Annotated in this window: 17 protein-coding genes; 13 read left to right on the top strand and 4 right to left on the bottom strand. The window is 61.4% G+C overall.

Translation table 11 applies throughout. From position 1 onward, the window contains the following. Positions 1 to 34 precede the first annotated feature (34 nt). On the top strand, positions 35 to 1876 hold the full coding sequence (locus tag VGN12_04245; GenBank protein ID HEY4308644.1) for a hypothetical protein: 1842 nt from the start codon (positions 35 to 37) through the stop codon (positions 1874 to 1876). Positions 1877 to 1975: 99 nt separating this feature from the next. On the opposite strand, the gene VGN12_04250 is transcribed toward VGN12_04245, so the two are convergent. Beyond that, positions 1976 to 4435: a hypothetical protein gene (locus tag VGN12_04250; protein ID HEY4308645.1), complete on the bottom strand. Its 2460-nt coding sequence runs from the start codon at positions 4433 to 4435 to the stop codon at positions 1976 to 1978. Positions 4436 to 4961: 526 nt separating this feature from the next. Here VGN12_04250 and lysS point away from each other — a divergent pair. The 4 genes from lysS (at position 4962) to ilvE (ending at position 10133) form a co-directional block, all read left to right on the top strand. Beyond that, complete coding sequence (gene lysS / locus VGN12_04255; protein ID HEY4308646.1) at positions 4962 to 6482, top strand: lysine--tRNA ligase; 1521 nt, start codon at positions 4962 to 4964, stop codon at positions 6480 to 6482. 39 nt (positions 6483 to 6521) lie between these two features. Further along, positions 6522 to 8387, top strand: a complete 1866-nt coding sequence (locus VGN12_04260; GenBank protein ID HEY4308647.1) for an FtsX-like permease family protein — start codon at positions 6522 to 6524, stop codon at positions 8385 to 8387. Then, complete coding sequence (locus VGN12_04265; GenBank protein ID HEY4308648.1) at positions 8380 to 9192, top strand: ABC transporter ATP-binding protein; 813 nt, start codon at positions 8380 to 8382, stop codon at positions 9190 to 9192. Before VGN12_04260 ends, VGN12_04265 begins: the two co-directional genes overlap by 8 nt. Before the next feature lie 83 nt (positions 9193 to 9275). Next, positions 9276 to 10133 (top strand): branched-chain-amino-acid transaminase, encoded by an 858-nt coding sequence (ilvE, locus tag VGN12_04270; protein HEY4308649.1) that lies wholly within the window; start codon positions 9276 to 9278, stop codon positions 10131 to 10133. Between the two features lie 272 nt (positions 10134 to 10405). Here ilvE and VGN12_04275 read toward each other — a convergent pair whose 3' ends face one another. Then, complete coding sequence (locus VGN12_04275) at positions 10406 to 11077, bottom strand: PEP-CTERM sorting domain-containing protein (protein HEY4308650.1); 672 nt, start codon at positions 11075 to 11077, stop codon at positions 10406 to 10408. A gap of 267 nt (positions 11078 to 11344) precedes the next feature. Further along, positions 11345 to 12037 carry a PEP-CTERM sorting domain-containing protein gene (locus VGN12_04280; GenBank protein HEY4308651.1) on the bottom strand — a complete coding sequence of 231 codons (693 nt, stop codon included), beginning with the start codon at positions 12035 to 12037 and terminating at the stop codon, positions 11345 to 11347. Positions 12038 to 12470: 433 nt separating this feature from the next. Here VGN12_04280 and VGN12_04285 point away from each other — a divergent pair, with 433 nt between their 5' ends. The 5 genes from VGN12_04285 (at position 12471) to VGN12_04305 (ending at position 18652) form a co-directional block, all read left to right on the top strand. Beyond that, a complete protein-coding gene (locus tag VGN12_04285) occupies positions 12471 to 13484 on the top strand; it encodes an RluA family pseudouridine synthase (GenBank protein ID HEY4308652.1) in 1014 nt (337 codons plus the stop codon). A gap of 322 nt (positions 13485 to 13806) precedes the next feature. Next, the gene (locus tag VGN12_04290) at positions 13807 to 15039 is read left to right on the top strand and encodes a dockerin type I domain-containing protein (GenBank protein ID HEY4308653.1); all 1233 of its coding nucleotides are present in this window, start codon (positions 13807 to 13809) and stop codon (positions 15037 to 15039) included. Between the two features lie 260 nt (positions 15040 to 15299). Then, positions 15300 to 16286: a hypothetical protein gene (locus VGN12_04295; GenBank protein HEY4308654.1), complete on the top strand. Its 987-nt coding sequence runs from the start codon at positions 15300 to 15302 to the stop codon at positions 16284 to 16286. A gap of 170 nt (positions 16287 to 16456) precedes the next feature. Next, positions 16457 to 17578, top strand: coding sequence for an alpha/beta fold hydrolase (locus VGN12_04300; protein HEY4308655.1), 1122 nt, complete (start codon positions 16457 to 16459; stop codon positions 17576 to 17578). A gap of 105 nt (positions 17579 to 17683) precedes the next feature. Further along, positions 17684 to 18652 (top strand): sugar phosphate isomerase/epimerase family protein, encoded by a 969-nt coding sequence (locus VGN12_04305; protein HEY4308656.1) that lies wholly within the window; start codon positions 17684 to 17686, stop codon positions 18650 to 18652. Between the two features lie 33 nt (positions 18653 to 18685). Here the strand turns inward: VGN12_04305 and VGN12_04310 are convergent, their stop codons facing one another. Next, complete coding sequence (locus VGN12_04310) at positions 18686 to 20026, bottom strand: MFS transporter (GenBank protein ID HEY4308657.1); 1341 nt, start codon at positions 20024 to 20026, stop codon at positions 18686 to 18688. A 192-nt stretch (positions 20027 to 20218) separates the two neighbouring features. Between VGN12_04310 and VGN12_04315 the strand changes: the two genes are divergently transcribed. From VGN12_04315 to VGN12_04325, 3 genes are all read left to right on the top strand, one after another. Continuing rightward, positions 20219 to 20413, top strand: a complete 195-nt coding sequence (locus VGN12_04315; GenBank protein ID HEY4308658.1) for a hypothetical protein — start codon at positions 20219 to 20221, stop codon at positions 20411 to 20413. A 167-nt stretch (positions 20414 to 20580) separates the two neighbouring features. Beyond that, positions 20581 to 20901 (top strand): DUF997 family protein, encoded by a 321-nt coding sequence (locus tag VGN12_04320; protein ID HEY4308659.1) that lies wholly within the window; start codon positions 20581 to 20583, stop codon positions 20899 to 20901. After that, the gene (locus tag VGN12_04325) at positions 20891 to 22606 is read left to right on the top strand and encodes a sodium:solute symporter (protein ID HEY4308660.1); all 1716 of its coding nucleotides are present in this window, start codon (positions 20891 to 20893) and stop codon (positions 22604 to 22606) included. Before VGN12_04320 ends, VGN12_04325 begins: the two co-directional genes overlap by 11 nt. The last annotated feature ends 11 nt before the right edge of the window (positions 22607 to 22617 follow it).

The following is a 22617-nucleotide window of genomic DNA, read 5'->3' on the forward strand; positions in this document are numbered from 1 at the left end:
TTAAACACCACCTCTATTGCCACTTGGGGCGGCGATGGCAATTGCGTTCACATGTCCGAACTGCCTGGCTGATCTGAAGTTGAAAGATCAGTACGCAGGGGAATGCGTGAACTGTCCGCGCTGCAAGGTGCTGATGGTCGTGCCGGACATCGCCGACGAAGAGGAAGAGGACGAGCCGCGGCCTCCGGACGAGGAATCTTATCAGCCGAGCGAAGACGAATGGCTCGCGCATTTGGCGCAGCATGGCAAAGAGGAACCCGCCCCCGAAGCTAAGAAGGAATCGGCGCCGGCCGTCGACGTCGGTAAGGATCCGGCAGAAAAGATCCGATTTTTTTGCAAGAGCTGCGGCACGAAAATGAGCGCCGCGCCGGGGCATGCGGGACGGCGCGTCACCTGCCCCCAGTGCCACGCCAAGCAGCGCATTCCGGGCGGGCCCGACCTTTTCGGAGACACGAGCCAGGCGACGGCGGATCACACGGCGACGCGCCCGATAACGCGTCCCGACGGTGTGAAAGTCGGAAGCTCGGAAAGCCTGTTCGATGCGCTGGACGATGTGACGCTGCATGCAGGCCGACCACTTTCCCCCTATTCGCAAGCGGCACACGAGGAGTGGGAGCGGCGCTCAGCATTGCGAGAGCCGCACTGGCTGAAGTCCTGGTCGACGGTGTGGGTGGCTGCCGGGACGGCCGGCGGATTGATGCTGGCCTGGGTGCTGATGGCAGCGCCGAGCTTCTTTCGCGACCATATCCAGCCCTACTTCGACAAGCACGTGGCGCCCGCGATCGGCATGAAGGAAGAAAAGCCGACCCAGCAGTTCAAGGAAGTGAGCGAACAAGCGATCGCGGCGTGCGATGCGCTGGTGAAGGATCTGCGGCGGATCACGGACGTGCATGCGGCGAAGGCCACCATGCCGCAGTACATAACCGACCTGACGCAGATGTTTACGCTGCAGAACTCGGTCGAGACGTTGCGCGGGCGGATGGGCAATGCCCAGTCGGCCGACGAGTTTCAGAAACTGCAGGCGCGGATGCGCGACAGCCAAGACTGGCTGGACGTCGAGATGAAACGATGCTCGAAGATCTCAGGCGTTCCGCGCGTCATGGCCGATGCGCTGACCGAGGCCATCAAGCATGACGCGACCGGGCAAATTGCCACGACGTTGAAGCAGTCGGCGCTGGGGCGATCGCTGCTGGCCTGGGTCCCGGACTTGAAAATCCCGGACAACTACAAACCGGATGCGCCCCCGGAGCCGCTCGCCCCGCCGACGGATCCCGTGCCGCGCGCCGCAGGACGTATCGCGTTTCCGACTGTGGAGACGACGCCCTCTGCGGAGACGAGCACGATGACGGTCGAGAACGCGACAGCCGAACCGGCCCCGGTAGTGGACAAGTCCGCGCCGGTCGAAGGATTCGACGATTCGCCCGAAGTCGTCAAGGCTCGCGAGGCGGTCGCGCTCCTGGAAAAGTATGTCGGCATCCAAGAGAAGTTGATCGACGTTTCGGCCCGGATCGAGGATCAGAAAAGTGCCGCACAGAACGCGGTGCCGTGGATCGCGGCGGTCAAGAATTGGCAGGCGATGGAAAACATCCACGACGAGTTGGCCGGCCAGGAATTCGGCACGGTTGAAGCGGCCAAGTACACCGCGGCCAAAGAACGAAGCGATCTGCAATCCAAACAAATCGTCGCCGAGTTCGAGAGACTGGAAGAGATCGAGCTCCTGCCGGTTTTGAACAAGCGGCTGGTGAAGCAGAAGGGCAAAGCAGTCGGTTCGGCCGAAGCCATGGCCGAGGCCAACGACCCCGACAGCAAACCAATCCGATCATCGGCCCCCGCGGCGCTAAAACGCGTGCCCAAGAAAAAAGGGGACACGGAATAAGGGCCCAAGCTATCGCGGCCGATTCGCGTTTCTCATCAACGCGAGCGTTTGCGTTGAGCGAAGTTCGATAAACGGCGCGACGCCCAGAACTCGCGGCGACTAGTACTCTTTGTCCGCGCCCCCCTTTTTCCATTTGCGCTTGGGATTTTCCGACTCGTTTTCGGACGGGGCAGGACGGTATTCGGGAATCTCGACGACCAGGATTTCGACCGTCAGTGGCTCGGTCTTTTCCATCGCCCGTCGCGTGGCCGATTTTGTTTCTTCGGTGTCTTCCTCCATGTCCTCGGCGCCTTCCTGACGCGTGAAGATCACGTCGACGGTACGATCCTGCCCGTGCTCGACGCCCTGGCCCATCCAGTCGATCCACCGTCCGTCAGGGCGTGCGCGACTGGTGGCACCTTTCAGTTGTGCGTGATAGTGCGTATTCAGCTTGAACAGGCTGGCCGTTTCCTCGATGCGTACGTAATGCACCGCTAGCGGCGTGATGTTCAGTGACTGCAGCCGCTTCGGCAAATCGTCGGGCCAGCACATGTGATACTCGGCCACCACGTGGGCGTCGTCGTGCAGTTGCAGCGGGAAACGGCCGGCGCGCGTGGCCACGCTGTCGCCGCCGGGTTTCTGTTCCGTGGGGGCGGTCGAGATTGTTGTTCCGCCGACCGTCGATTTTGCCGAACGATTGATCATGTGCTCGTGCCCCGCGCCGGACTGCGCCGCGGTATAGAAACGAGCATTGAGCGAGCGGACGAACTCCTCGGTCGATTTCATCCAGGCGTAGCGCGACTTTTCTTCCTTCTCAACGCGTTTTTCCTTCCCCCCGCGCTGCGCCGTGCGTTGTGCGTTGGCCTCGCCGCGCCTGGTGCGTGGTTTCTGCTTGAGGGGCTCCTCTTTGCGCGGGATGTGTTTGACCACGACTAGCATGCCGGGATCGTGAACCAAGTCGCCGAAGTTCGCCCCCAGCTTGATCTCGTCGGGGCCTTCATCCCAATGTGCCTGATTTAATTCCCCCAGCGCCATGCGCATGGCCTTGGTCGGCACGGATACGCCCAGTTGCAGCCCATCATTGAAATCGGCGAAAGTCTTAGCGTCTTCGGCACTTTTTGCCAGACTCGAGACGACGTCGTCACTCCAAATGCCCTTGATCACTCCGCGCAGCGCCGCGATGTCCCCGTGCGACTCCTCGTCGGTGGCGGCGTCCGGCGAACTGGCAACCGGCAGGCTGCCCGAGTTCATGCCCAGCAATCGATCGACCGCGGCAGCGCTGTAACTGGTGAAGCGGCGTTCCAACTCGCGCCGTGACGTGTCGTCGATCTTTGTGCTGTTGAACAGGTGGGCTTGCGCCATCAGGTTCTTGGGATCAGGCTTCATCAAGATCGCCATGACGGCGCTACGTTGATCGGCCGAGGCGCTCTTGTGCAAGGCGGCATCGGCCAGGGCCGAGCGCACCTCGGGCGAGGCTCGATCGTCGAGCGCCGCCAGTAATTGCACCTGCAGCGCCGGATCGGCCGTTCCGCCGGGGCGCAGCAGTACCGCATTCACGGCTGCCGCCAGCAGCATGTCTTTCTCTTCTTTGGCGGGCTTGATGAGAATCGCCCGCGCGGCCATGCCCGTGACGATCGGGTCGGCGACCGCGGTCCTCAATTCACCGAGCAATAGCCTCTTCAGCGCGTTCCGCGCGGTTGGCGTTTGATTGGCGCCGAGCGCGCCGATGATCGCCCCCACGGTGACATCTTCACTATTCACCACTTCGGGCGCAGTAGGCGCGGCCGCCGGAGTTGCGGCCGGCGCCGCAGCGTCCGTAGGCGGAGCGCCAGCGGCCGGTGCAGCCGCGGCCGGCGCCGACTGATTACGCTTATCCAAAAATGCACGGACGCGCGGGTCAGTGGCGTCGACAGTCGTACCATCGGGCAACGTGATCTTGCCGTCGGCAGAGATCTTAATGTCGGGCATCCCGGCCGGGGCAGCCGCCGGGGCCGCGGGCGTGCCTACTGGATTGGCCGGCGCGCCTGCCGCCGAAGCGACTTCCGTACCAGCTGGCGGGCGGAGCAAGTCGACCAGCAGCTTCGCGGCATTCTCGCTGCTCGATTTCGTCGCTCCCAGATTGGTGACCGCGGCGATCAAGCGCGGATCGCGCTCGGCCCGCGCCTTGCGATAATCCTCCGGTTTCCAAGAGGCCAGGTTGTCACCGCGCGGCGCGGCAATGGCCAGGCTGGCAACTCCAGGAATTGCTTGTAGGGCTTGTTGCGGTGAAAGCGGAGGAGTGGCCGCGGTTGGAGTCGCGCCAGCGGCAGGTGCCGCTTCGCCCGCCGGCGCTACAGCGCCGTCTGCCGGAGGAGCGGCAGCTGAGGGCGTGGCCGGGGTGCCGGGTGCAGGACTTGTCGCTGTCGGAGCAGGGGCGGCGGCCGCTGGCGCTGCAGCCGGAGCTGCCGCGGTTTGCGGAGGTTGTGGCGTAGCGGCCGGCGCCGCGGCTTGCGGGGCCGGGCTCGAACTGCCGCCACAGCCTGCCAATGTCAGCAGCAACGCAAACGGCGTGGCCGCGACGACGGGCCGCAAGCGCTGCAAGCAGCTCAGTGTCCTACAGGGCGCATGAACCCACCCGGCCATGGGAGCATCCTTTTGACAAGATCGAGAAATCTGTTCCGTCGCGTGCCCCGCGAATAGCCGCGCTGCCGCTAGGCTAAGAAATTCAGTATGCCAGAAGCCGATGCGAAAGGCCATGAATACCGAGGCGAAATAGGTGCTTGTCGGCCGCCCGCAAGCGCAGGGCTCCGCGCGTTGAGACCGGCGCCCTGCGCGCCTCGACTTGCCCGCTCGACGAGGGCAATCGCGGCGGCAAAGGCCATCGACAGCGTGGTTTTCGCCCTGAATCGCACCGGCCGAGCACTGACATTGACCGATGCCGCAGGTTCACTAAAATGTTGCGCTCTTTGAAGTTATTGTCGATCCGCGGCGTGAGGGGCGGGCTTCCTTGATGCGGATTGATGGGCCGCCGTACGGTAAGTGCCGCCGGCAGCCTGAGAGTTTTCCCACTTCGGACCCCGGCGTTCGTGCCCCAGGCCCCAGTAATCGAGCGATGACCCAGTCGGCGATGAGCGATCCAGCGCAAGGCGACAACGCGGAATCCGACCTGACCATGCATCAGGCGGCGCGGCGGGAGAAGCTGCGCAAACTGATCGAGCTTGGCGTCGATCCCTGGGGGCAGCGCTTCGACGACCACCAGAAAATCGGCGACATCCGCCAGCGCGAAGGAGAGATTACTTCGACGCCGGCCGCCGAAGGCGAGCGCGGGCCCGAACAGCACGGCCCGCAGGTGCGCGCGGCGGGGCGAATCATGCTGCTCCGTCGCAAAGGGGGATCGATCTTTGCGAATATCGCGGACTGGTCGGGGCAAATTCAATTGCTCGTCGGCAAGTCGCAGGTGGGGGAGCAGAATTGGGCCCTCACCGATTGCTTCGACCTGGGGGACATCATCGGGGTCGAAGGTGAGCTGAAGCACACGCGCACCGGCGAGCTGACGATTTTCGTCGCCAAGCTGTACTTCCTCACTAAGTCGCTCGAACCGCACCCGGACAAGCATCATGGTCTGGCCGATCCCGAACAGCGGCAGCGCAAGCGCTATCTCGACCTGATTCATACCGAAGGTTCGCTCGACCGGTTTGTGAATCGCACGCGCGTTGTGCATTCGATTCGTCAAACGCTGGCCGGGCAGGGTTACATCGAGATCGAGGGGCCGACGCTCCACTCCATTGCCGGAGGCGCCGCGGCGCGGCCATTCAAGACACATCACAACGCGCTCGATATCCCGCTGTTTTTGCGGATCGCGCTGGAATTGCATCTGAAGCGGTTGCTGGTCGGCGGCGTCGAGCGCGTGTATGAGCTGGGGCGGGTCTATCGGAACGAGGGAATCAGCCAGCGGCACAATCCCGAGTTCACGATGCTCGAGGTCTATCAGGCCTACGGTGATTATCGCACGATGATGGACCTGGCCGAAAACCTGATCGTCGACGCGATCCGTGCCACGGGCCAATCGCTGCAATTGCCGTGGGGAGAAAAGACGGTCGACTTTACGCCTCCTTTCGCCCGCAAGACTTACGACGAGTTGTTCGCCGAGCACACGGGCGTTTCGCCTACGGACGAAGCGGCGATGATCAAGCTCGCGCAATCGATCGGGCTCGAAACGGCCGGCAAGCACGCCGACGTGGTGAAAAGCGAGATTTTCGAAGCCAAGGTTGAAGACGCGCTCGTCGGTCCGATCTTTGTGATCGATTACCCCGCCAGTATTTGTCCGTTGACGAAGCGCAAGGCTTCGAATCCCAACGTGGCCGAACGCTTCGAACTGGTCGTCCATGGGATGGAACTGGCCAACGCCTACACGGAGTTGAACGATCCGGACCTGCAAACCGAATTGTTCAGCACGCAATTGGCCGGCCTGCCCGAGTACGAATCGATGGCCAAGATGGATCATGATTTCCTGCGTGCGATGCGGTACGGAATGCCGCCGGCAGGAGGAATGGGGATCGGCATTGATCGACTGGTAATGCTGTTGACCAATAGCGCTTCGATCCGTGACGTCATTCTATTTCCGCTGTTGAGGCCGGAAACCAACTGACGCGTTAACACGTGTCGCGACTAGCTCAAAGGATTGAGCATGTACAAATTGCTGCTTTGCTGGCGGTATCTTCGGACGCGCTGGATTGCGTTGGCCTCGATCATCAGCGTCACGCTGGGCGTGGCCACGATGATCGTCGTGAACAGCGTCATGGAAGGCTTTCGCAACGAGATGCAGCAGCGCATCCACGGCATCTTGTCCGACCTGGTGTTCGAATCGAACAGCCTAGCCGGCTTCTACGACGCCGATTGGCACATGGAACAAATTCGCCAGGTGGCAGGGGACGACATCGAGGGAATGACCCCCACGGTCGTCGTTCCGGCCATGCTCAGCTACGAGTACAACGGCGGCTCGATCACGCGGGCCGTGCAGTTGATCGGCATTGACGAACGGACGCAAAGCCAGGTTGGCGATTTCTGCAGCTACCTGCAGCACCCAGAGAACCGCGAACACGTCAGTTTTCAATTGCGTGAAGGGGGCTACGACGTCAACGATCACCAGGCGGGCGCCGGTTCGCCGCCGCGCGACGATATGGCCGACGCCGGATGGAAGCATCGTCGGAAGTGGGTCGAGCGGCAACGGATGCTGGACTCGATGCAGCCCCGTGCCGATCGAGGCGCGCGGAACGATATAGATCCCTTTGCTGAGCCCGTGCAATTGACCTCGGCAGGCGTGCCGATCGCTGATTCATCATCGGCCGAATCGGCGAAGACCGAAGAAATGCTAACGGCGACCGAGCCACCGCTTCTGGACGAAACCGGCGAAGCGGCCAACCCTCTGCGTACCGCGGCCGCGACGGCTGTTGCTCCGGAAGTCGAAGTCGCGGTCGATAATTCGCCGGTCAGCGACGAGCCGGCCGATGCCTCGTCTCTCGCCGCGGCTGCCGAGCCCGAACCGACGCTCGCACCTGCACTCGAATCAACGAACACGCCGGCTGCAGAAACCGGCAGCAGTGCCGACGAGATCGCGACCCAGGCGCCGGCCGCGGCCTCGGCAAATCCGTTCGCCAAGCACGAGCAGCCGGCCGAAACGTTCGACCCGATGAAGCAGCAGCATCCGGGCGCCGTGCTGGGTATCGCCACGGTGACGCACCCGATGCCGGGAGGAAAGACGCTTTTCCTGTCGGTGCCGGGTAACGACATCCAGTTGAGCTTTCCGACGGCTGGCACGCCGCCCGACGTGAGCCACGCTTCGTTCACTGTGGTCGATTTGTACGAAAGCAAAATGAGTGAGTACGACGCCAGCTTCGTCTTCGTGCCGATCGACATCCTGCAGCAATATCGCGGCATGTTTGATCCCGAAACCAAGATCGGCTATGCCACGAGCATCCAGATCAAGCTGAAGGCGGGAGCCGACGGCAACGTGGTTCGCGACAAGTTGCGGGCCGCCTTCGCGCCGCAGGTGTACAACATCTCGACATGGCGTGACAAGCAAGGCCCGCTGCTGGCGGCCGTACAGATGGAAACAGCGATCCTGAACGTGTTGTTGTTCATGATCATCTTCGTGGCCGGCTTCGGCATTCTGGCGATCTTCTTCATGATCGTCGTCGAGAAGACGCGCGACATTGGCATTCTGAAAGCGCTCGGCGCCTCGCGACGCGGGATCATGGGCATCTTCCTGGGATACGGGCTGTCGCTGGGATTCGTCGGCGCGGGCGCCGGCCTGGTCATTGGCCTGTTATTCGTCGCTTATATCAACGAAATCGCGGACACGCTGGGAATGATCACGGGGCAAGAGGTTTTCGATCCGTCGATCTATTACTTCCAGCAGATTCCGACAATTGTCCAAGCGGGAACCGTGACCTGGATCGTGGCAGGAGCGCTGGCGATCGCGGTGCTGGCAAGCGTATTGCCGGCGCGTCGCGCGGCTCGTCTGCATCCTGTGGAGGCGCTACGCTATGAATAATCCCTTGGCGGCCAACACCATCTCCGACGTGACGGCGCGCGACCGCGTGCAGGTGCCGGGCACTCCCCACTATGCGGCCCAGGCCGGCTTGCTCGACAAGACGCTGGCCGTCACGCCGCGGCTGCAAGCCGTGGCCCTGCGCAAGAGCTATCGCAAGGGGCAGGTCGAGATTCCGGTCCTCAAAGGGGTGAACTTCGACGTGCGGCCCGGCGAGTTCGTGTCGATCATCGGCGCCAGCGGCTCGGGCAAGAGCACCTTGTTGCACCTGCTGGGGCTACTTGATGGGCCGGACGCGGGCGAAGTGCGCTTCGACGGTACGAGAATCGATAATCTGCCCGCTCGGCGGCGCGATGCTTTGCGCAATCGGCAGTTCGGCATGATCTTCCAGTTCTATCACTTGCTCCCCGAGTTGAGCACGTTGGAGAACGTGTTGGCGCCGCAAATGATCGCCTCAGGGGCGTGGAGCTACATGCGCGCCCGCCGCCGGCTGACGCAAGAGGCCAAGGATTTGCTCTCCGTGGTGGGGCTGGCCCATCGCATCAAGCACCGCCCACGCGAGCTTTCCGGCGGCGAAATGCAGCGCACGGCGATCGCCCGGGCCCTGATCATGCGTCCGCAGGTTTTGCTGGCGGACGAGCCGACGGGGAACCTGGATCGGGCGACGGGGCGGGAAATCCTGCGCATTCTGCGAACCTTGAACACCCAAGAGAACCTCACTATAGTCATGGTGACGCATGACTTGGCCATTGCCGAAGAGGCGGACCGCATCGTGCGGTTGGGCGAAGGTGGCGTCGAAGGAGCCTGATCCGAACGCGGGTCGGGCTTGTCTCTTTTTCGCGCCGGGCGTTTTGCTGCCGCGCCACATCCATCAAAGGCGATCTCGTTTTCATGTCGCTCAAGATTTACATCAACGGTCAGTTGCTCGACAAAGAAGACGCGAAAATCAGCGTCTACGACCACGGCCTGCTGTACGGCGATGGCGTTTTCGAGGGGCTACGCAGCTATAACGGTCGTGTCTTCCGGCTCGACGAGCATATCGACCGCCTGTACGACTCGGCCAAGGCGATCTGGCTGGAAATCCCGCTAACCAAGCGGGCTATGGCCGAGGCCGTGAACCAGACCTTGAAGACCAACGGCCTGACGGACGCCTATATCCGCCTGGTCGTCACGCGCGGAGCGGGCAGCCTGGGATTGGATCCCAACCGGACCAGCGATCCGCAGGTGATTATTATCGCCGACAAGATTCAGCTCTATCCCCCCGAGCTTTACGAAAAAGGGCTCGAGATCATCACCGCCAGCACGCAGCGAAACCATCCCGCGGCGCTGAACGCGCGGATCAAATCGCTGAACTACCTGAACAATATTCTGGCCAAGATCGAAGGGCTGCAAGCCGGCTGCATCGAAGCCCTGATGTTGAACCACAAGGGGGAAGTCGCCGAGTGTACGGGCGACAATATCTTCCTGGTGCATGACGGTGTGATTTCGACCCCGCCGACCGATGCCGGAATCCTGGCAGGCGTGACGCGCGCAGCCGTGATCGAGCTGGCCGAGAAGGCCGGGATTACTGTGCGCCAGGTCCCCATGACGCGTCACGACGTGTATGTGGCCGACGAATGCTTTCTGACCGGAACCGCGGCCGAGGTAATTCCGGTCGTGAAGGTCGATCAGCGCGTGATCGGCAATGGCGAGCCCGGGCCGATTACCCGCAAGTTGAAGGCCCAGTTTCATGAACTGGCGCGGGCGTAGCCTAGTCCGAGGCCCGCGAAAGTGTCAGGGGCTCTCGCCTTCAGGCCTTCGCATGTCAGGCCCATGAAAGCGCGGCCGGCGATGATTGAACTGAACAGCAGTTCACCGGTTCGTTGAGTGCTCTCGTCAGCCTCGTTTCGCTCGTGCTTCCTCCAACGCGGTTCAGCCTGCGCTTTTTAAGGCAACTCTCTTTCGTGAGTCGCATAACGCGCGCAAAAAAAGACAGCCGCGATCAGGCGACTGTCTTTTTGGTGTTTCGGTCGGGATACCGCTTAGTTCTTCGAGCGACGGCGGATCAACGCCAATGCCGAACCGGCGATTGCCATCAGCACGAACGTCGAAGGCTCGGGGATCGGTGTCGGCACGTAGTTCGGCACCGTCGTCGTGGCTTGCAATCCACCGCCGACTACCGCGGCCGTACCACGTGTTGGCGGCTCGGGGCTGGTGAATAGAACGATTTGCGATACACCACCCAGGCCGATGACGGGGGCACTGAAGGACCAGCGTGACGAACTGGGAGGAGAGTCGGCGAACGAGCTGCCGCTGGGCAGCGTGCCATAGTTACCGTTGGCCACGGGCAGATACCCGATGTTTTGCGCCAACGACGCGGGGAGCAAATCGACAGTGAGCAAATTCGCACTTCGCGAGACATTCGCGGTCGCGCCCGTATTCGTCAGTTCATACGCGTAAACGTATTGCGTGCCGTTGCTGGGGTCCGCTCCGGGCCCGAAATACGCATTGAACTGACCCGGTGCAAAGACTGCGTAGTCAATCGACGCGTTCAACGTCTTACCGGCGATCAAGCCCGATGCGACGGTGCTCGTGCCGCTGAAGCCGGGAATCGCGTCGGGATTGAGCGGCAGTGGCCCTGCGACTGCGATAGTCGCGAAGCATGCCAGCGATAACGCGGCGGCAATGCCGGTCATTCGAGAAATTGTGCGCATTAGCTGTGACTCCGTTTCCCTGCCGGAAATGTACTTCCCGACCTCGATGCTCACTCTGATTGTTGTAACGTCGTTTGATCGCTCCCGCACGACTAGCCAGCGAAAAAATCAAAAAACGATGACTGGCTACTTACCCCGCACAACAGTTTGTTACCGAACGCTCAACTCTATTTCTGCGAATCTCACGATGATGGCAGATCAACTCTGCCAACGCCTTGCTGATTTACTGCTTGCTGATTCACGTAGACCTAATTGACGTTGTTTCGACTAGCGAACACGCATCCGCCTGCGAGCGACCGGAATCATTCCAGCAGCGGCCAGCAAGCCCAGCATGATGGTCGAGGGCTCGGGCACGTTCGTATTGCCTGGCACCGGGATCAACGTGGCTGGATCGGCCGACGTACCAGCGGACGAGCCGTGGTCCGACAGGGCGAACGATCCCAGGGCTGGCGAGTAGGGGCTCTCGAAAACCAGTCCGTACGAATTTCCGCCCGGTTGAATGATCGAATGGAAGAACCAGTAGACCGAGCTGGGAGCCGTATCGGACGGGTCCGTCAGGATTGCGCTTTGCTGACCCACTGTACCCAGGTCAGAAGCGGTCAAGCCGGCGCCGAGAGCGGGATCCGCGGTCTGTCCTTGATTGGTGACGGTCGTGGCACTGAAGCCGATCGACAACGACGAAATTGGCGAGGCGTTCGCCGCGTTACTCTCATGCAACTGATACATGTAGACGTAATCAGACGTCGACGGTGAGTAGCCACTGTACGGGAAGGTATTGGGTGAAAAGACCCAGTACTCGATGCTGCCCTGCAGCGAATTGCCGGAGCTGTTGACCGTCCCGACATAGGGGATCGATCCGTGGTCGAGAGGGACCGGAGTGGCCGAAGCCGATGAAGCGAAGAGAAGGGTAAGGAGCGCAGCACCATATGCTGCGTGCTTCAACCAAGTTGCCGATTCCATCACTAGCGTCTCCTTCGTAATATCGAAGACGGGCGTTATTGCCGACTCAACGTCTTCGCTCTTGCGGCACTCACCGAGGTCTCAACTCGCTCGAAACGTGAGCTACCGCGACGGCAGCCCTGTTCGATACGTCCCCGAAGCGTTTAGACTCTCTTGGGAGACCCCACTTGGGATGAGGTTACCCACCGATAGCGGAAGAAGCAAGCGATAAGATTTAAAAAACCAGACAATTCGTCGTAGGCGGACCGACCAAGCTATCGAGACCAGAAGTCAATTTGGGTCCTAAAGTCCATGAAGGTAATGGATTTACAGAGCGTGTCAGTTGCCTCGCCGGGGCGCCCTGGACGCCCCCCATTCGGATTCAAAATTCTCGCGGCCGCTAGCATCGGAGTTCGTTAACCGAGCGGCCATATCAGGAATTGCCCTTATTCGCATGATGGCGGAATCGAAAAAATCGGTGCTTCACGTGTCGCCGGAAGGGGCCAACCAGACCCTGTCGGCCGCGCTGCGCCGCTGGATGCCCGACAAGAGCTGGAACGAGATTCGGCAGCTCATGCGGGCCCGCCGTGTACTGTTGGACGGCAATCTCGCCCAGGACCCGGGTTATCGACTCAAAGCGGGGCAGGTTATCAAACTGCTTGAGCAATCGCTTGCGCCGCCGGCCACCGAGCAGGACGTGCGCATTTGCTATCGCGACGCGGAGGTCGTCGTCGTGGAGAAACCGGCGGGCATGACCAGCATTCGACATCCGGAAGAAATGAACTGGCCGGCGCGGCGCCGTCAATTGCAGCCGACATTGACCGAGTTGCTCCCCCGAGTGCTCGCGCGGATCGAAGCGAAACAGGCGGGCCAGAACGCAGGCCGCGCGGTGCGAGCGGTCCATCGCTTGGACCGCGAGACGAGCGGAATAATGGTTTTTGCCCGCAATATCAAGGCCGAGAGCTTTCTAGGCCGGCAATTCCGCGAACATACGATTCGCCGCCTTTACTGGGCGATTGTCGCGGGGCGCGTCGAAGAGCAAACGATCGATACAAACCTGGTACGCGACCGCGGCGATGGTCGACGCGGCACAGCCTCGCATGACGAGGCGGGAAAGCGTGCCGTAACACATGTTCGCCCCCTGGAGCATCTGTCCGGCTTCACGGTTGTCGAGTGCAGGCTCGAAACTGGGCGCACGCATCAGATTCGCATTCACTTGGCAGACCTCGGCCATCCCGTCTGTGGAGACAAAGTCTACGGTGGGCGCGGTAACGCAAAACCCTCGTCACGCACTGCCGTGGCGCCGCGCCTGGCGCTACACGCGGGGCATCTCGGGTTCATTCACCCTACCAGCCATCGGCTAATGGAATTCGAGGCCGCGGTGCCCGAGGCGCTGCAGCAATTCTTGGCACGACTGCGGGCCAGTTCGCCAGGAACAACGCGGCGCGGGAACTCGGACGCCTCTTAACACCGACTGCGTTTCGGCGTTCTCCCAATGAAAGGGCTCACCCCCCCCTCTGCAGCGGTGTGGCCGGATCGTCGCAAATGCTTTTCCCAATGGGATTAACGGAAAGAATTCTTGCTTCGCGTGCGCAAATTCAGTACTGTCGAAAGTACGGAGCAGATCGAAGAAAATGGCGGGCGGGTCCCAAGAATGGGGCGCGCGTCGGGGGAGTGGTTCAGTTCGCAGCCCCCGACAAGTCCCACCGCCGTCGCACATTGATGTGCTCGCACCGTGAATCGCGCATTCGCGGCTTGCGATAGGACGGTGGTGCAGGAGACCTTTGCGGATGATAAGGCGCCGAAATTTGCCGAGCGCCGCGCTGGGCGCGGTTGTGATCTTGTTCTCGGCGCGCATGGCGACGGCTGTGATCGTGGCTGGCGATTACCAGAACACATCGGACGCGACCGTCAACATCACGCCTCCGGCGAGCGACCCGGGGTTTTATAATGTCGGCGCGACGGGTAGTGCCTCGGCGATTTATCTGGGCAACGACTGGGTACTCACCGCGTCGCACGTGACGGTGGGGGCAACGACTTTTTCTTTCCCCGATGCGACGAATAGCGGGCAGATCGATACTGCGACGTATAACATCGTCGCCAACTCGGGCATCATCTTGACGAACCCGACGGGCGCGAACGCGGGGACCAACAGCGATCTTATTCTGTACAAGATCGACCCCACATCGTCGTCGTTCGGGGAACCGAACCTTCCGCATTTGCTGTTGTCGTCAAGCGCCCCCACGGTCGGGCAAACCGTGATGGCAATCGGCCGCGGTGCTGATCGCGCCGACTCGCTGACGTACTGGGACAGCTCGCGGCCTGTGTGGCAAACAACGCCCCAAGCATCGGCCATCCATTCGGGCTATCTCACGACGGGACCGCATGTCGAGCGGTGGGGCGAGAACACCGTTTCGACCGCAAGTATGCAGCAAAACATGGGAACCACTGCCAATCCGATTTGGATTCAGGCATTTAGCACGACGTTCAATTCCGGCGCTTCGGCGCTGGCCAACGAATTTCAGGTGACTCTCGGAGATTCGGGGGGGGCTGTCTTTACTCAGTTTGGCAACACCTGGATGCTGAGCGGCATGATCGACAGCATCGGGCTGCAAAACGGACAGCCCTACTCGACCAACGGTAATACGAATACGGCCGCCTTTGGTGACACCTCGATTCTGGCGGACATCTCGTTTTATCGGGATCAGATTCTGTCACTTGTTCCGCTACCAGGCGACGTCAATCATGACGGCATCGTCAACGCACAGGACCTGGCGCTGGTGTCCTCGAACTGGCTGGCGACGGGCACGGGCGTGACCGGAGACTTGAACGGCGACGGCGTCGTCAACGCTCAGGACCTGGCGATCGTCTCTTCGAACTGGACCACCGCGACCAGCAATGCCCCATTGTCAGGCGGCGGTCAATCCGCCGGAGGCACGAACGTGCCCGAACCGGCGACGGCGCTTTTGGCCCTGTTGGCCGGTCTGCTCCTCTGGGCCGCGCGGCGGCAATTGTCGCGCTAACACGCGCGACGGTGCTTTCCACTCAGCGGGGCACTCACCTGTGCGCGCCTGACAGCCATCCGGAAAGTAATCGAAATTAAAAGCAGTCAAAAATATTTGACTGCACGCTAACGATTTGATACTGTCCTCGCATTGCGCAAATTGGATACATCTTGCGCAATTTGGTCGTCCGGTTTCCAGGTCCGCGCATGCCGGGCCCCGTCGGAGAGACGCTAATCGATTTAACGCGGCAGTAATTCACGCGGCAGTGAGAGACGCTAATGAGACTCATCAGTGCGAGTGTTCTTTGCCTTGCCGTCGCGTTAACTCAGGTTGCCCGAGCAGTCGTCATCGCCGGCGACTACACCAATACCAGTGACGCGAACGTCAATACGTCTCCCCCGGCCGATGATTTCGGCTTTTATAACGTTGGCGCCGTGGGCACGGCGTCCGCGATTTACCTGGGGACGGATGGCCAGGGAAACGGCTGGGTTCTATCCGCCGATCACGTGACCTTGGGACCGACGACGTTCTCCTTTCCTGACGCGTCGAACCCAAATCAGATCGACACGGCGACCTATAGCATCGTCAACAACTCGGGCATCCTTCTGAAGAACTACTCGGGCCTGGGCGCCGGCCACAATAGTGATCTGATCCTGTACAAGATCGATCCCTCCTCGTCGTCTTACGGGCTGCCGAACCTGCCGCGGCTGAATATCGGCACCGCGTCCCCCTCGGTGGGTAACACCGTGATCGGCGTCGGCCGAGGCGTCGACCGGGCCGCGACAGTCACGAACTGGGATGCGAGCTGGACTCCGACCAACCAGCCGAACCCTGCCTTTACCGGCTACACCTTGAACTCGACCCACACAATGCGGTGGGGCGACAACACGGTCAGCATGACGAATGCTGACATCAACGTCGGCACCCCGTCGAACCCGGTATACGTCAACTCGTTTTGGACGCAGTTCGATCAAAACGGCACGGCCAACGAATTCCAGGCCACGACCGGCGATTCGGGCGGCGGTGTATTCCAGAACGTCGGCGGCCAGTGGTACCTGACCGGCATGATCGACGCCGTGACCAAGGTCGCGGCCATGCAGCCCTCGACCGACGTGGTATTCGGCGCCTCGACGATTATCGCCAATCTGTCGGCCTACCAAAGCCAGATTCGGGCCATTGTGCCCGAGCCAGGAACCTGGTCCCTGGTGGCTGCCGGGGCGCTGGCCTGGTTGTCGCGTTACGCCATTCGGCGGCGCGCTCGGTAGAACCCAGTCGAATCTGGGCCGGCCATGCATTCGCTTGTGACCTTGCCCGCGCGGCTGCGCACATCCCCGTGTGTTAAACTCGCCGCTACTCTCTGGCGGGACGACTTGCCCGTCGAGATTATTGGCGGAACCTGATCGTCGAATGCCTCTTTCCCTTTGAACGGACGCCCATGATGCGGCTGATCTTTGTTGTCCTTTCCATGACGGTCATCTCCTTCTCCCTCGGGATGGCCTTCGCCGAGGAACCGGCTTACACGGACCACGCACGATTGCTCGTCTTTCGCGATGCTCAGGGCGAGGAACAGCCCGTGAAGAACGCGCAAGATTGGGGCATCCGACGGCGTCATATCCTGGACGGCATGCAAGAGGCGATGGGGCCATTGCCCAACCGCGAGGCGCTGCCGCCCCTGGATATTACGGTGCGCGACGAGGTCGCCGAGGAGCGGGGCGTGCGCCGGCAAACAATCACGTTCGCCAGCGGCGACGGTGATCGCATCACGGCGTACCTTTATCTCCCACCGGTTTCAAAAGCGACGCGCCGGCCGGGCATCCTGGCACTGCACCAGACGTCGACGATCGGCAAGGGAGAGGTAGCCGGTTACGGCAAATCGAAGAATCAGGCCTATGCGACCGAACTGGCCGCGCGCGGTTACGTCGTGATCGCGCCGGACTATCCCTCGTTCGGCGATTCGCAGGATTACGACTTCAAGAGCGACAAATACGTCTCAGGCACCATGAAAGGGATCTTCAACCACATGCGGGCGGTCGATTTTCTGGCCGCGCGGGAGGACGTCGATCCTGATCGCTTGGGCGTGATCGGGCATTCGCTCGGTGGGCACAATGCAATGTTCGTGGGGGTCTTCGATCCACGGTTGAAGGTGATCGTCTCGAGCTGTGGTTGGACGCCGTTTCACGATTATTACCGGGGCAACCTCACCGGCTGGACCAGCGACCGGTACATGCCGCGGCTGCGCGACGATTACAGCCTCGACCCGGACCGGGTGCCTTTCGATTTTTACGAGGTCGTGGCGGCACTCGCCCCGCGGGGTTTTTTTTCGAATTCCCCGCTGCGCGACAACAATTTCGAGGTCGCGGGCGTGCGAAAAGCAATCGCGGAAGCGGAAAAAGTGTACGAATTGCTCGCGGCCGGCGATCGATTGCAAGTCCGCTATCCCGATTGCGAACATGACTTTCCGCCCGAAGTGCGCCGCGAGGCTTACCAGTTCATCGATAAGATCCTCGCCCACAGCCCGACCGCGGATGTGCCGGTAATCGGGCAGGCGGTCAAGTAGGGGTTTGCACGGCCGGCGAGGCAACTATCCTTGAGGCAAGCTTTTTCACTCGCGGCAATATTCAGGCCCTGCACTTCGCCGGATATGGAATTCATGGATCGCCCCTTGAGACGTCGTACCATGCTCGCACAAAGCGGTTTGGCCCTCGGAGCTGCCCTGTCGAGCGCCGTGGCAAGCGATCAATCCAAGGCCGTGGCAGCCGAACAGATTTCGCTCTCTGCGGGTGCGACGGAAACCGAGCCGTTCGTCTACGGCTTCAACACCAGCACGATCCGGGGCCAGAATCTGCCCCTGCCCGAGGAGATCGATATCATCGCTCGGGCCGGCTTCAAATCGGTCGAGCCGTGGATTCGCGAGGTCGACGATTATGTAAAGCAAGGCGGCGCGCTTCCCGACTTGGCGAAGCGCTTTCGCGATGCGGGCCTGAGTGTCGACAGCGTGATCGGCTTTTTCGATTGGATCGTCGACGACGACCAGCGCCGGGCCAAGGCGCTCGAAGAAGCGCGGCGCAACATGGAACTCGTGGCCGCGATCGGCGGAACACGGTTGGCCGCGCCACCGGGCGGAGCGACCGACGTGGCAGGGTTCGATTTAAATAAAGCTGCCCAGCGCTATGGCGAGTTGCTGGCCTTAGGAAACAAGATGGGAGTCGTTCCGCAGGTCGAGGTGTGGGGCTTTTCGAAGACTCTGGGCACACTGGGCGAGGCGGCTCACGTCGCGATCAATTGCGGGCAGCCGAACGCCTGCATCTTGGCCGACGTTTATCACCTCTATAAAGGGGGCTCGCAGATCGAAGGGCTGAGGCTGCTATCCGGTTCGTCGATGCACGTCTTTCATTTCAACGATTACCCTGCCACTCCGCCGCGACACGAGATAAACGACGCGCAGCGCGTCTTTCCAGGGGATGGCGTAGCGCCGCTCGGGGAGATCCTGCGAAGTTTGCGGGACATTGGCTTCCGAGGCGTACTGTCGCTCGAGCTATTCAACCGCGAGTATTGGAATCAGGACGCGCTCTTGGTCGCGCGGACCGGATACGACAAGATGCGCGCCGCGGTGCAAAAGGCGCTTGCCTAAATCGTTGCCCCGGGCGTGGACTGCCCAGCGGCCTCAAGTCCGGTGGGCGTTGCCAAACACCGGGATCGTACAATTCACGGCCAGCCAACAGATGCTGCTGGCGGCGTAAGTGGCCGCGATCAGCATGAAGACGGCATGCCACGAATACATCTCGGCAACCAGCCCCAGTGCCGGCGCGGCGATCACGGTCCCCAGACCGCCGACGCCGTTGCCCAGGCCGAAGATCGTGGCGGCGTAGGGACCGGAAATATCGGTCACCGTTCCCCAGGTCGTTGGCTGCGCCCAATCGCTAAAGACTTTCGCGCCGAACAACACGCCGCAAAACGCACCGGGCGAGTCGAAGAAAGACAGGGCCAAGACCACCAGACCGCCGGCCACCAGGTTTCCCACGCCCCCGACGAACGAACGGGCCCAGCGGCGCCCAACCACGCGAATCATGAAATCGTTGACATAGCCGCCGATAAGTCCGCCCAGCGCGCCGCCAAAAAGGGGTAGCGAAGCGTACAGGCCCATGTCGATGTTCGTGAGCCCATGCACGCTTTTCAGGACCGACGGCATCCACACGACGTAGATCGTGTCAGCAAACGTGGCCCCGAAGAATTGCAGCAGAAAGAACAGCAGGTTCAGCGCCGACCTCGACGAGATCGAACGCCACCAGGGAAGCACGAGCCTTTCATCGACCACCGACCGCGTTATCGCCGCAGGGTCGGCGGGCGAGTTTCCTTCGATGATGGCCAGTTCGGCAGCATTGACGCGCGGGTGCTCTGCAGGCGAATCGCGAAAGACGACAAACACCGCCACGCCCAGCAGCAGGCCCCAGCCGGACAGGATCACGATGCTGGTGCGCCAATCGAGCCCTAGGATTCCCAACATGAACGAGGCGAATAGCAGGTTCGCCGTGAATCCGCCCAAGCGGCCAAAGAACGAAGCGATCCACCCTTGCAGCGAGGTACGGATCGACAGCGGGAACCAGGATTGCGTCACTTTCCCGAGTGCCGGGTAGCAGCCGGCCTGCGTGACACCGAACAACAGGCGCACCCAGTACATCGCTTGCCGGTCGGGCGCCCAAGCGTGTAGGGCCACGACGCCGGACCAGGCCAGAATGATGCCGCTCAAAAAGAGATGCGTTCCCACGCGATCCACTAGCAGGCCGCAGGGAACCTGCAGCGCCACGTAACTGCTGTAGAACGCCGACTGCATGAAGCCCAGGTCCGTCAGGCTGACGTCCCATTCCTGGGCCAACGTGGGCATGATCAGCCCGAACGTATAGCGGTGCAGGTACAGGGTCCACGACGCGGCGCAAGACAGGCCGAAGATTTGCCAGCGGACGCGTGACGGCTGCGCGGCGTTTTCGGGGATCCGCGGGTCGCGCACGTGGAATTCTCCAGCCTGGCACTCGAGGCGAGTCGTATCTTGGCCGTGCGCGCGGCAGGCGTCAATCGGATGAAGCGCGGCCGGGCAGCGTCTTCCCGCGTCCCGCCGCAACCGTTTTCGAGCTTACGCCATCCTGAAGGGGATCTAGTCCGCATCGCGTCTCCCGACGGGTATCATGGGAGGATGAGCGAAATGCCTCCGCCATGGCTGAAATATCCACAAATCCCGTTGGGATCAATCGGATGGCGAATGGGATTCGGGGAGGATTATTGGTTCGAGTGGCGGAACTGGTACGCGACGCTCACGCCCAAGGCGCAGTCCCAATACCGTGCGAATCATCCCGAGCCGCACGAATGGACCGGCTTCTACTCACGCGCCGCGCCTTAGGAATGCTCAAAACGGTATCACACCACAGAATTTCAGACTGACCCACTACCGAGTGCGCCGGGAATTTGCTTCCACCGTGGGTCGTCGCTTAGGATGTGGGTCCTGCATGCCTGCCCCAGCGTCCCGCCTTGATGAATTGCCGTCTCCCAGGTCTGGCCGATCCTTTGATGAACCGTCCTGCTCTTGATCCTGTCTTCGTCAGCGCGCGGCGCGAAGCGATCGTGGCGGCATTGATCTGGGCCGCGGCCACGGCCTGGTCGGTCGGCTACTGTGCGCTGTTTGGTTACGGTCGCACGCCGGAATCGCTGACGTTCGTGCTGTGGTTTCCAGATTGGATTTTCTGGGGCATCGTCGCGCCGTGGCTGGCCTGCGTCGTGGTCTCGATGTGGTTCGCGTTTTTCTTCATGCGCGACGAGGATCTAGGAAGCAACGACCAGGACGAAGACGCCGATCCCTTCCAGCCGCAGGAGCGTGGAAATGGGGGATAACGCCGCGCAAAACATCGCCGGCGGGCCCGGCGCCGGTGCGATTCTGGCCCTGCTGATCGTGATCGGCATCTCGGTCTATTTGGGAACGCTTGCGCAGCGGTCCATCAAGAAGGGACAATTCCTCAAGGGATATTTCCTCGGCAACCGCGGCTTGGGTGCCTGGGCGCTCGCCTTGACTGCCACAGTGCAAAGCGGCGGAACCTTCATGGGCTATCCGTCGTTCGTCTATTCGCACGGCTGGGTCGTGGCCGTATGGATCGGCAGCTACATGGTCGTTCCGATCACCGGCTTTGGCGTGCTGGGAAAACGATTTGCCCAACTCTCCCGGCGCACCGGCGCGATTACGATACCCGACCTGTTGCGCATTCGCTTCGGCAGTTCGGCCGTGGGATTGATCTCGTCGCTGTTCATCATCCTGTTCATGTCGTCGATGATGGTCGCGCAGTTCAAGGCCGGCGCCATTGTCATGAAGCTGACTCTGCCCGGCGCCAAATCACTGGTGCTGAGCGAGGATGACTCGCCACCTGCCCCGACGGTAGTGACGAGTGCCGAAAACGCTGCCGGCGAGAGCGCCGCGCCGCCGAAGCCGAAATTCGATTGGGACCACATTATCGGCCTGACCGTGTTCTCGCTGACCGTGGTCGGCTACACGCTAATCGGCGGATTCCTGGCCTCGGTCTGGACCGATTTGTTTCAAAGCATCCTGATGTTTTTCGGCGTCATCATCTTGTTCCTGCTGGTCGTGCCGCTGACTGGCGTGGGATCGATGTCGCAGCCCACGCTCGATGCCGTGGCCGCGACGGGACCGGAATACGCGTTTGGGCCGGGCTACTCGCCCGAGGGGCGGCAGTTTCTGCCGGTGAGCTTGGCCTTTTCGTTCTTCGTGCTGTGGATCTTTGGCGGCGTGGGATCGCCGGCGGGGTTGGTGCGGCTGATGGCCTCGCACGATACGCAGACGATTCGCCGCTCGATCGTGTTATTGAGCATCTACAACACGTTCATCTATCTGCCGCTGATGGTGATTTGCATCAATGTGCGGTCGATCTTTCCGGCGCTCGACAAGCCGGACGAGGTCATCCCGCGTTTGGCGCTGGCTTCGACCGGCCATATTCCCGGCGGCTCGTTTATCAGCGGCTTGATCTTGGCGGCGCCGTTTGGTGCTGTCATGGCCACGGTCAGCACCTACCTGGTCGTGATCGCCTCGGGCGTTGTGCGCGACGTTTATTTGCAATTCCTGCGACCACAGGCCGGCCAGATGGAAATCCGCCGTATTTCGCAAGGGGTGATGATTTTCTTCGGCCTGCTTTCGTTCGCATTGAATATCTATCCGGTGAAATACCTGCAAGCGCTCGTGGTCTTTAGCACGTCGACGATCGCCGCCACGTTGTTGGTGCCAGCCATCATGGCCGCCTACTGGCGCCGGGCCACGGTGCCCGGTGCGATCACGGCGATGTTCGCCGGCTCGGCGACCATGCTCTCGCTGTTCGGCGTCGGCTGGGTGCGTGTCTATCAGGGTTACGATCAAGGCCTCGGACCCGATACCGCGTTTCGCGCGTTCTATCTACTGGGCTTGGAGCCGATCGTTTGGGGCTTGCTGGCCTCGACGATCGCCGGAGTGGTGGTGAGTTACCTGACGCAGCCGCCGGACGAGCAACTGGTTTCGTGGCTGTTCGATCGCCAGGCGGATCAGCCGGCGCAGGCGTAACACCTCGTATT

Source organism: Pirellulales bacterium (assembly GCA_036499395.1).
In the GTDB taxonomy this organism is placed as follows: Bacteria; Planctomycetota; Planctomycetia; order Pirellulales; family JACPPG01; genus JACPPG01.

Excerpts from the sequence above, each read along its gene's own strand:
- VGN12_04245 (HEY4308644.1), top strand. The coding sequence starts at position 35 with ATGGCAATTGCGTTCACATGTCCGAACTGCCTGGCTGATCTGAAGTTG.
- lysS (HEY4308646.1), top strand. The coding sequence starts at position 4,962 with ATGAGCGATCCAGCGCAAGGCGACAACGCGGAATCCGACCTGACCATG.
- VGN12_04260 (HEY4308647.1), top strand. The coding sequence starts at position 6,522 with ATGTACAAATTGCTGCTTTGCTGGCGGTATCTTCGGACGCGCTGGATT.
- VGN12_04265 (HEY4308648.1), top strand. The coding sequence starts at position 8,380 with ATGAATAATCCCTTGGCGGCCAACACCATCTCCGACGTGACGGCGCGC.
- ilvE (HEY4308649.1), top strand. The coding sequence starts at position 9,276 with ATGTCGCTCAAGATTTACATCAACGGTCAGTTGCTCGACAAAGAAGAC.
- VGN12_04275 (HEY4308650.1), bottom strand. The coding sequence starts at position 11,077 with ATGCGCACAATTTCTCGAATGACCGGCATTGCCGCCGCGTTATCGCTG.
- VGN12_04280 (HEY4308651.1), bottom strand. The coding sequence starts at position 12,037 with ATGGAATCGGCAACTTGGTTGAAGCACGCAGCATATGGTGCTGCGCTC.
- VGN12_04285 (HEY4308652.1), top strand. The coding sequence starts at position 12,471 with ATGATGGCGGAATCGAAAAAATCGGTGCTTCACGTGTCGCCGGAAGGG.
- VGN12_04290 (HEY4308653.1), top strand. The coding sequence starts at position 13,807 with ATGATAAGGCGCCGAAATTTGCCGAGCGCCGCGCTGGGCGCGGTTGTG.
- VGN12_04295 (HEY4308654.1), top strand. The coding sequence starts at position 15,300 with ATGAGACTCATCAGTGCGAGTGTTCTTTGCCTTGCCGTCGCGTTAACT.
- VGN12_04300 (HEY4308655.1), top strand. The coding sequence starts at position 16,457 with ATGATGCGGCTGATCTTTGTTGTCCTTTCCATGACGGTCATCTCCTTC.
- VGN12_04315 (HEY4308658.1), top strand. The coding sequence starts at position 20,219 with ATGCCTCCGCCATGGCTGAAATATCCACAAATCCCGTTGGGATCAATC.
- VGN12_04320 (HEY4308659.1), top strand. The coding sequence starts at position 20,581 with ATGAACCGTCCTGCTCTTGATCCTGTCTTCGTCAGCGCGCGGCGCGAA.
- VGN12_04325 (HEY4308660.1), top strand. The coding sequence starts at position 20,891 with ATGGGGGATAACGCCGCGCAAAACATCGCCGGCGGGCCCGGCGCCGGT.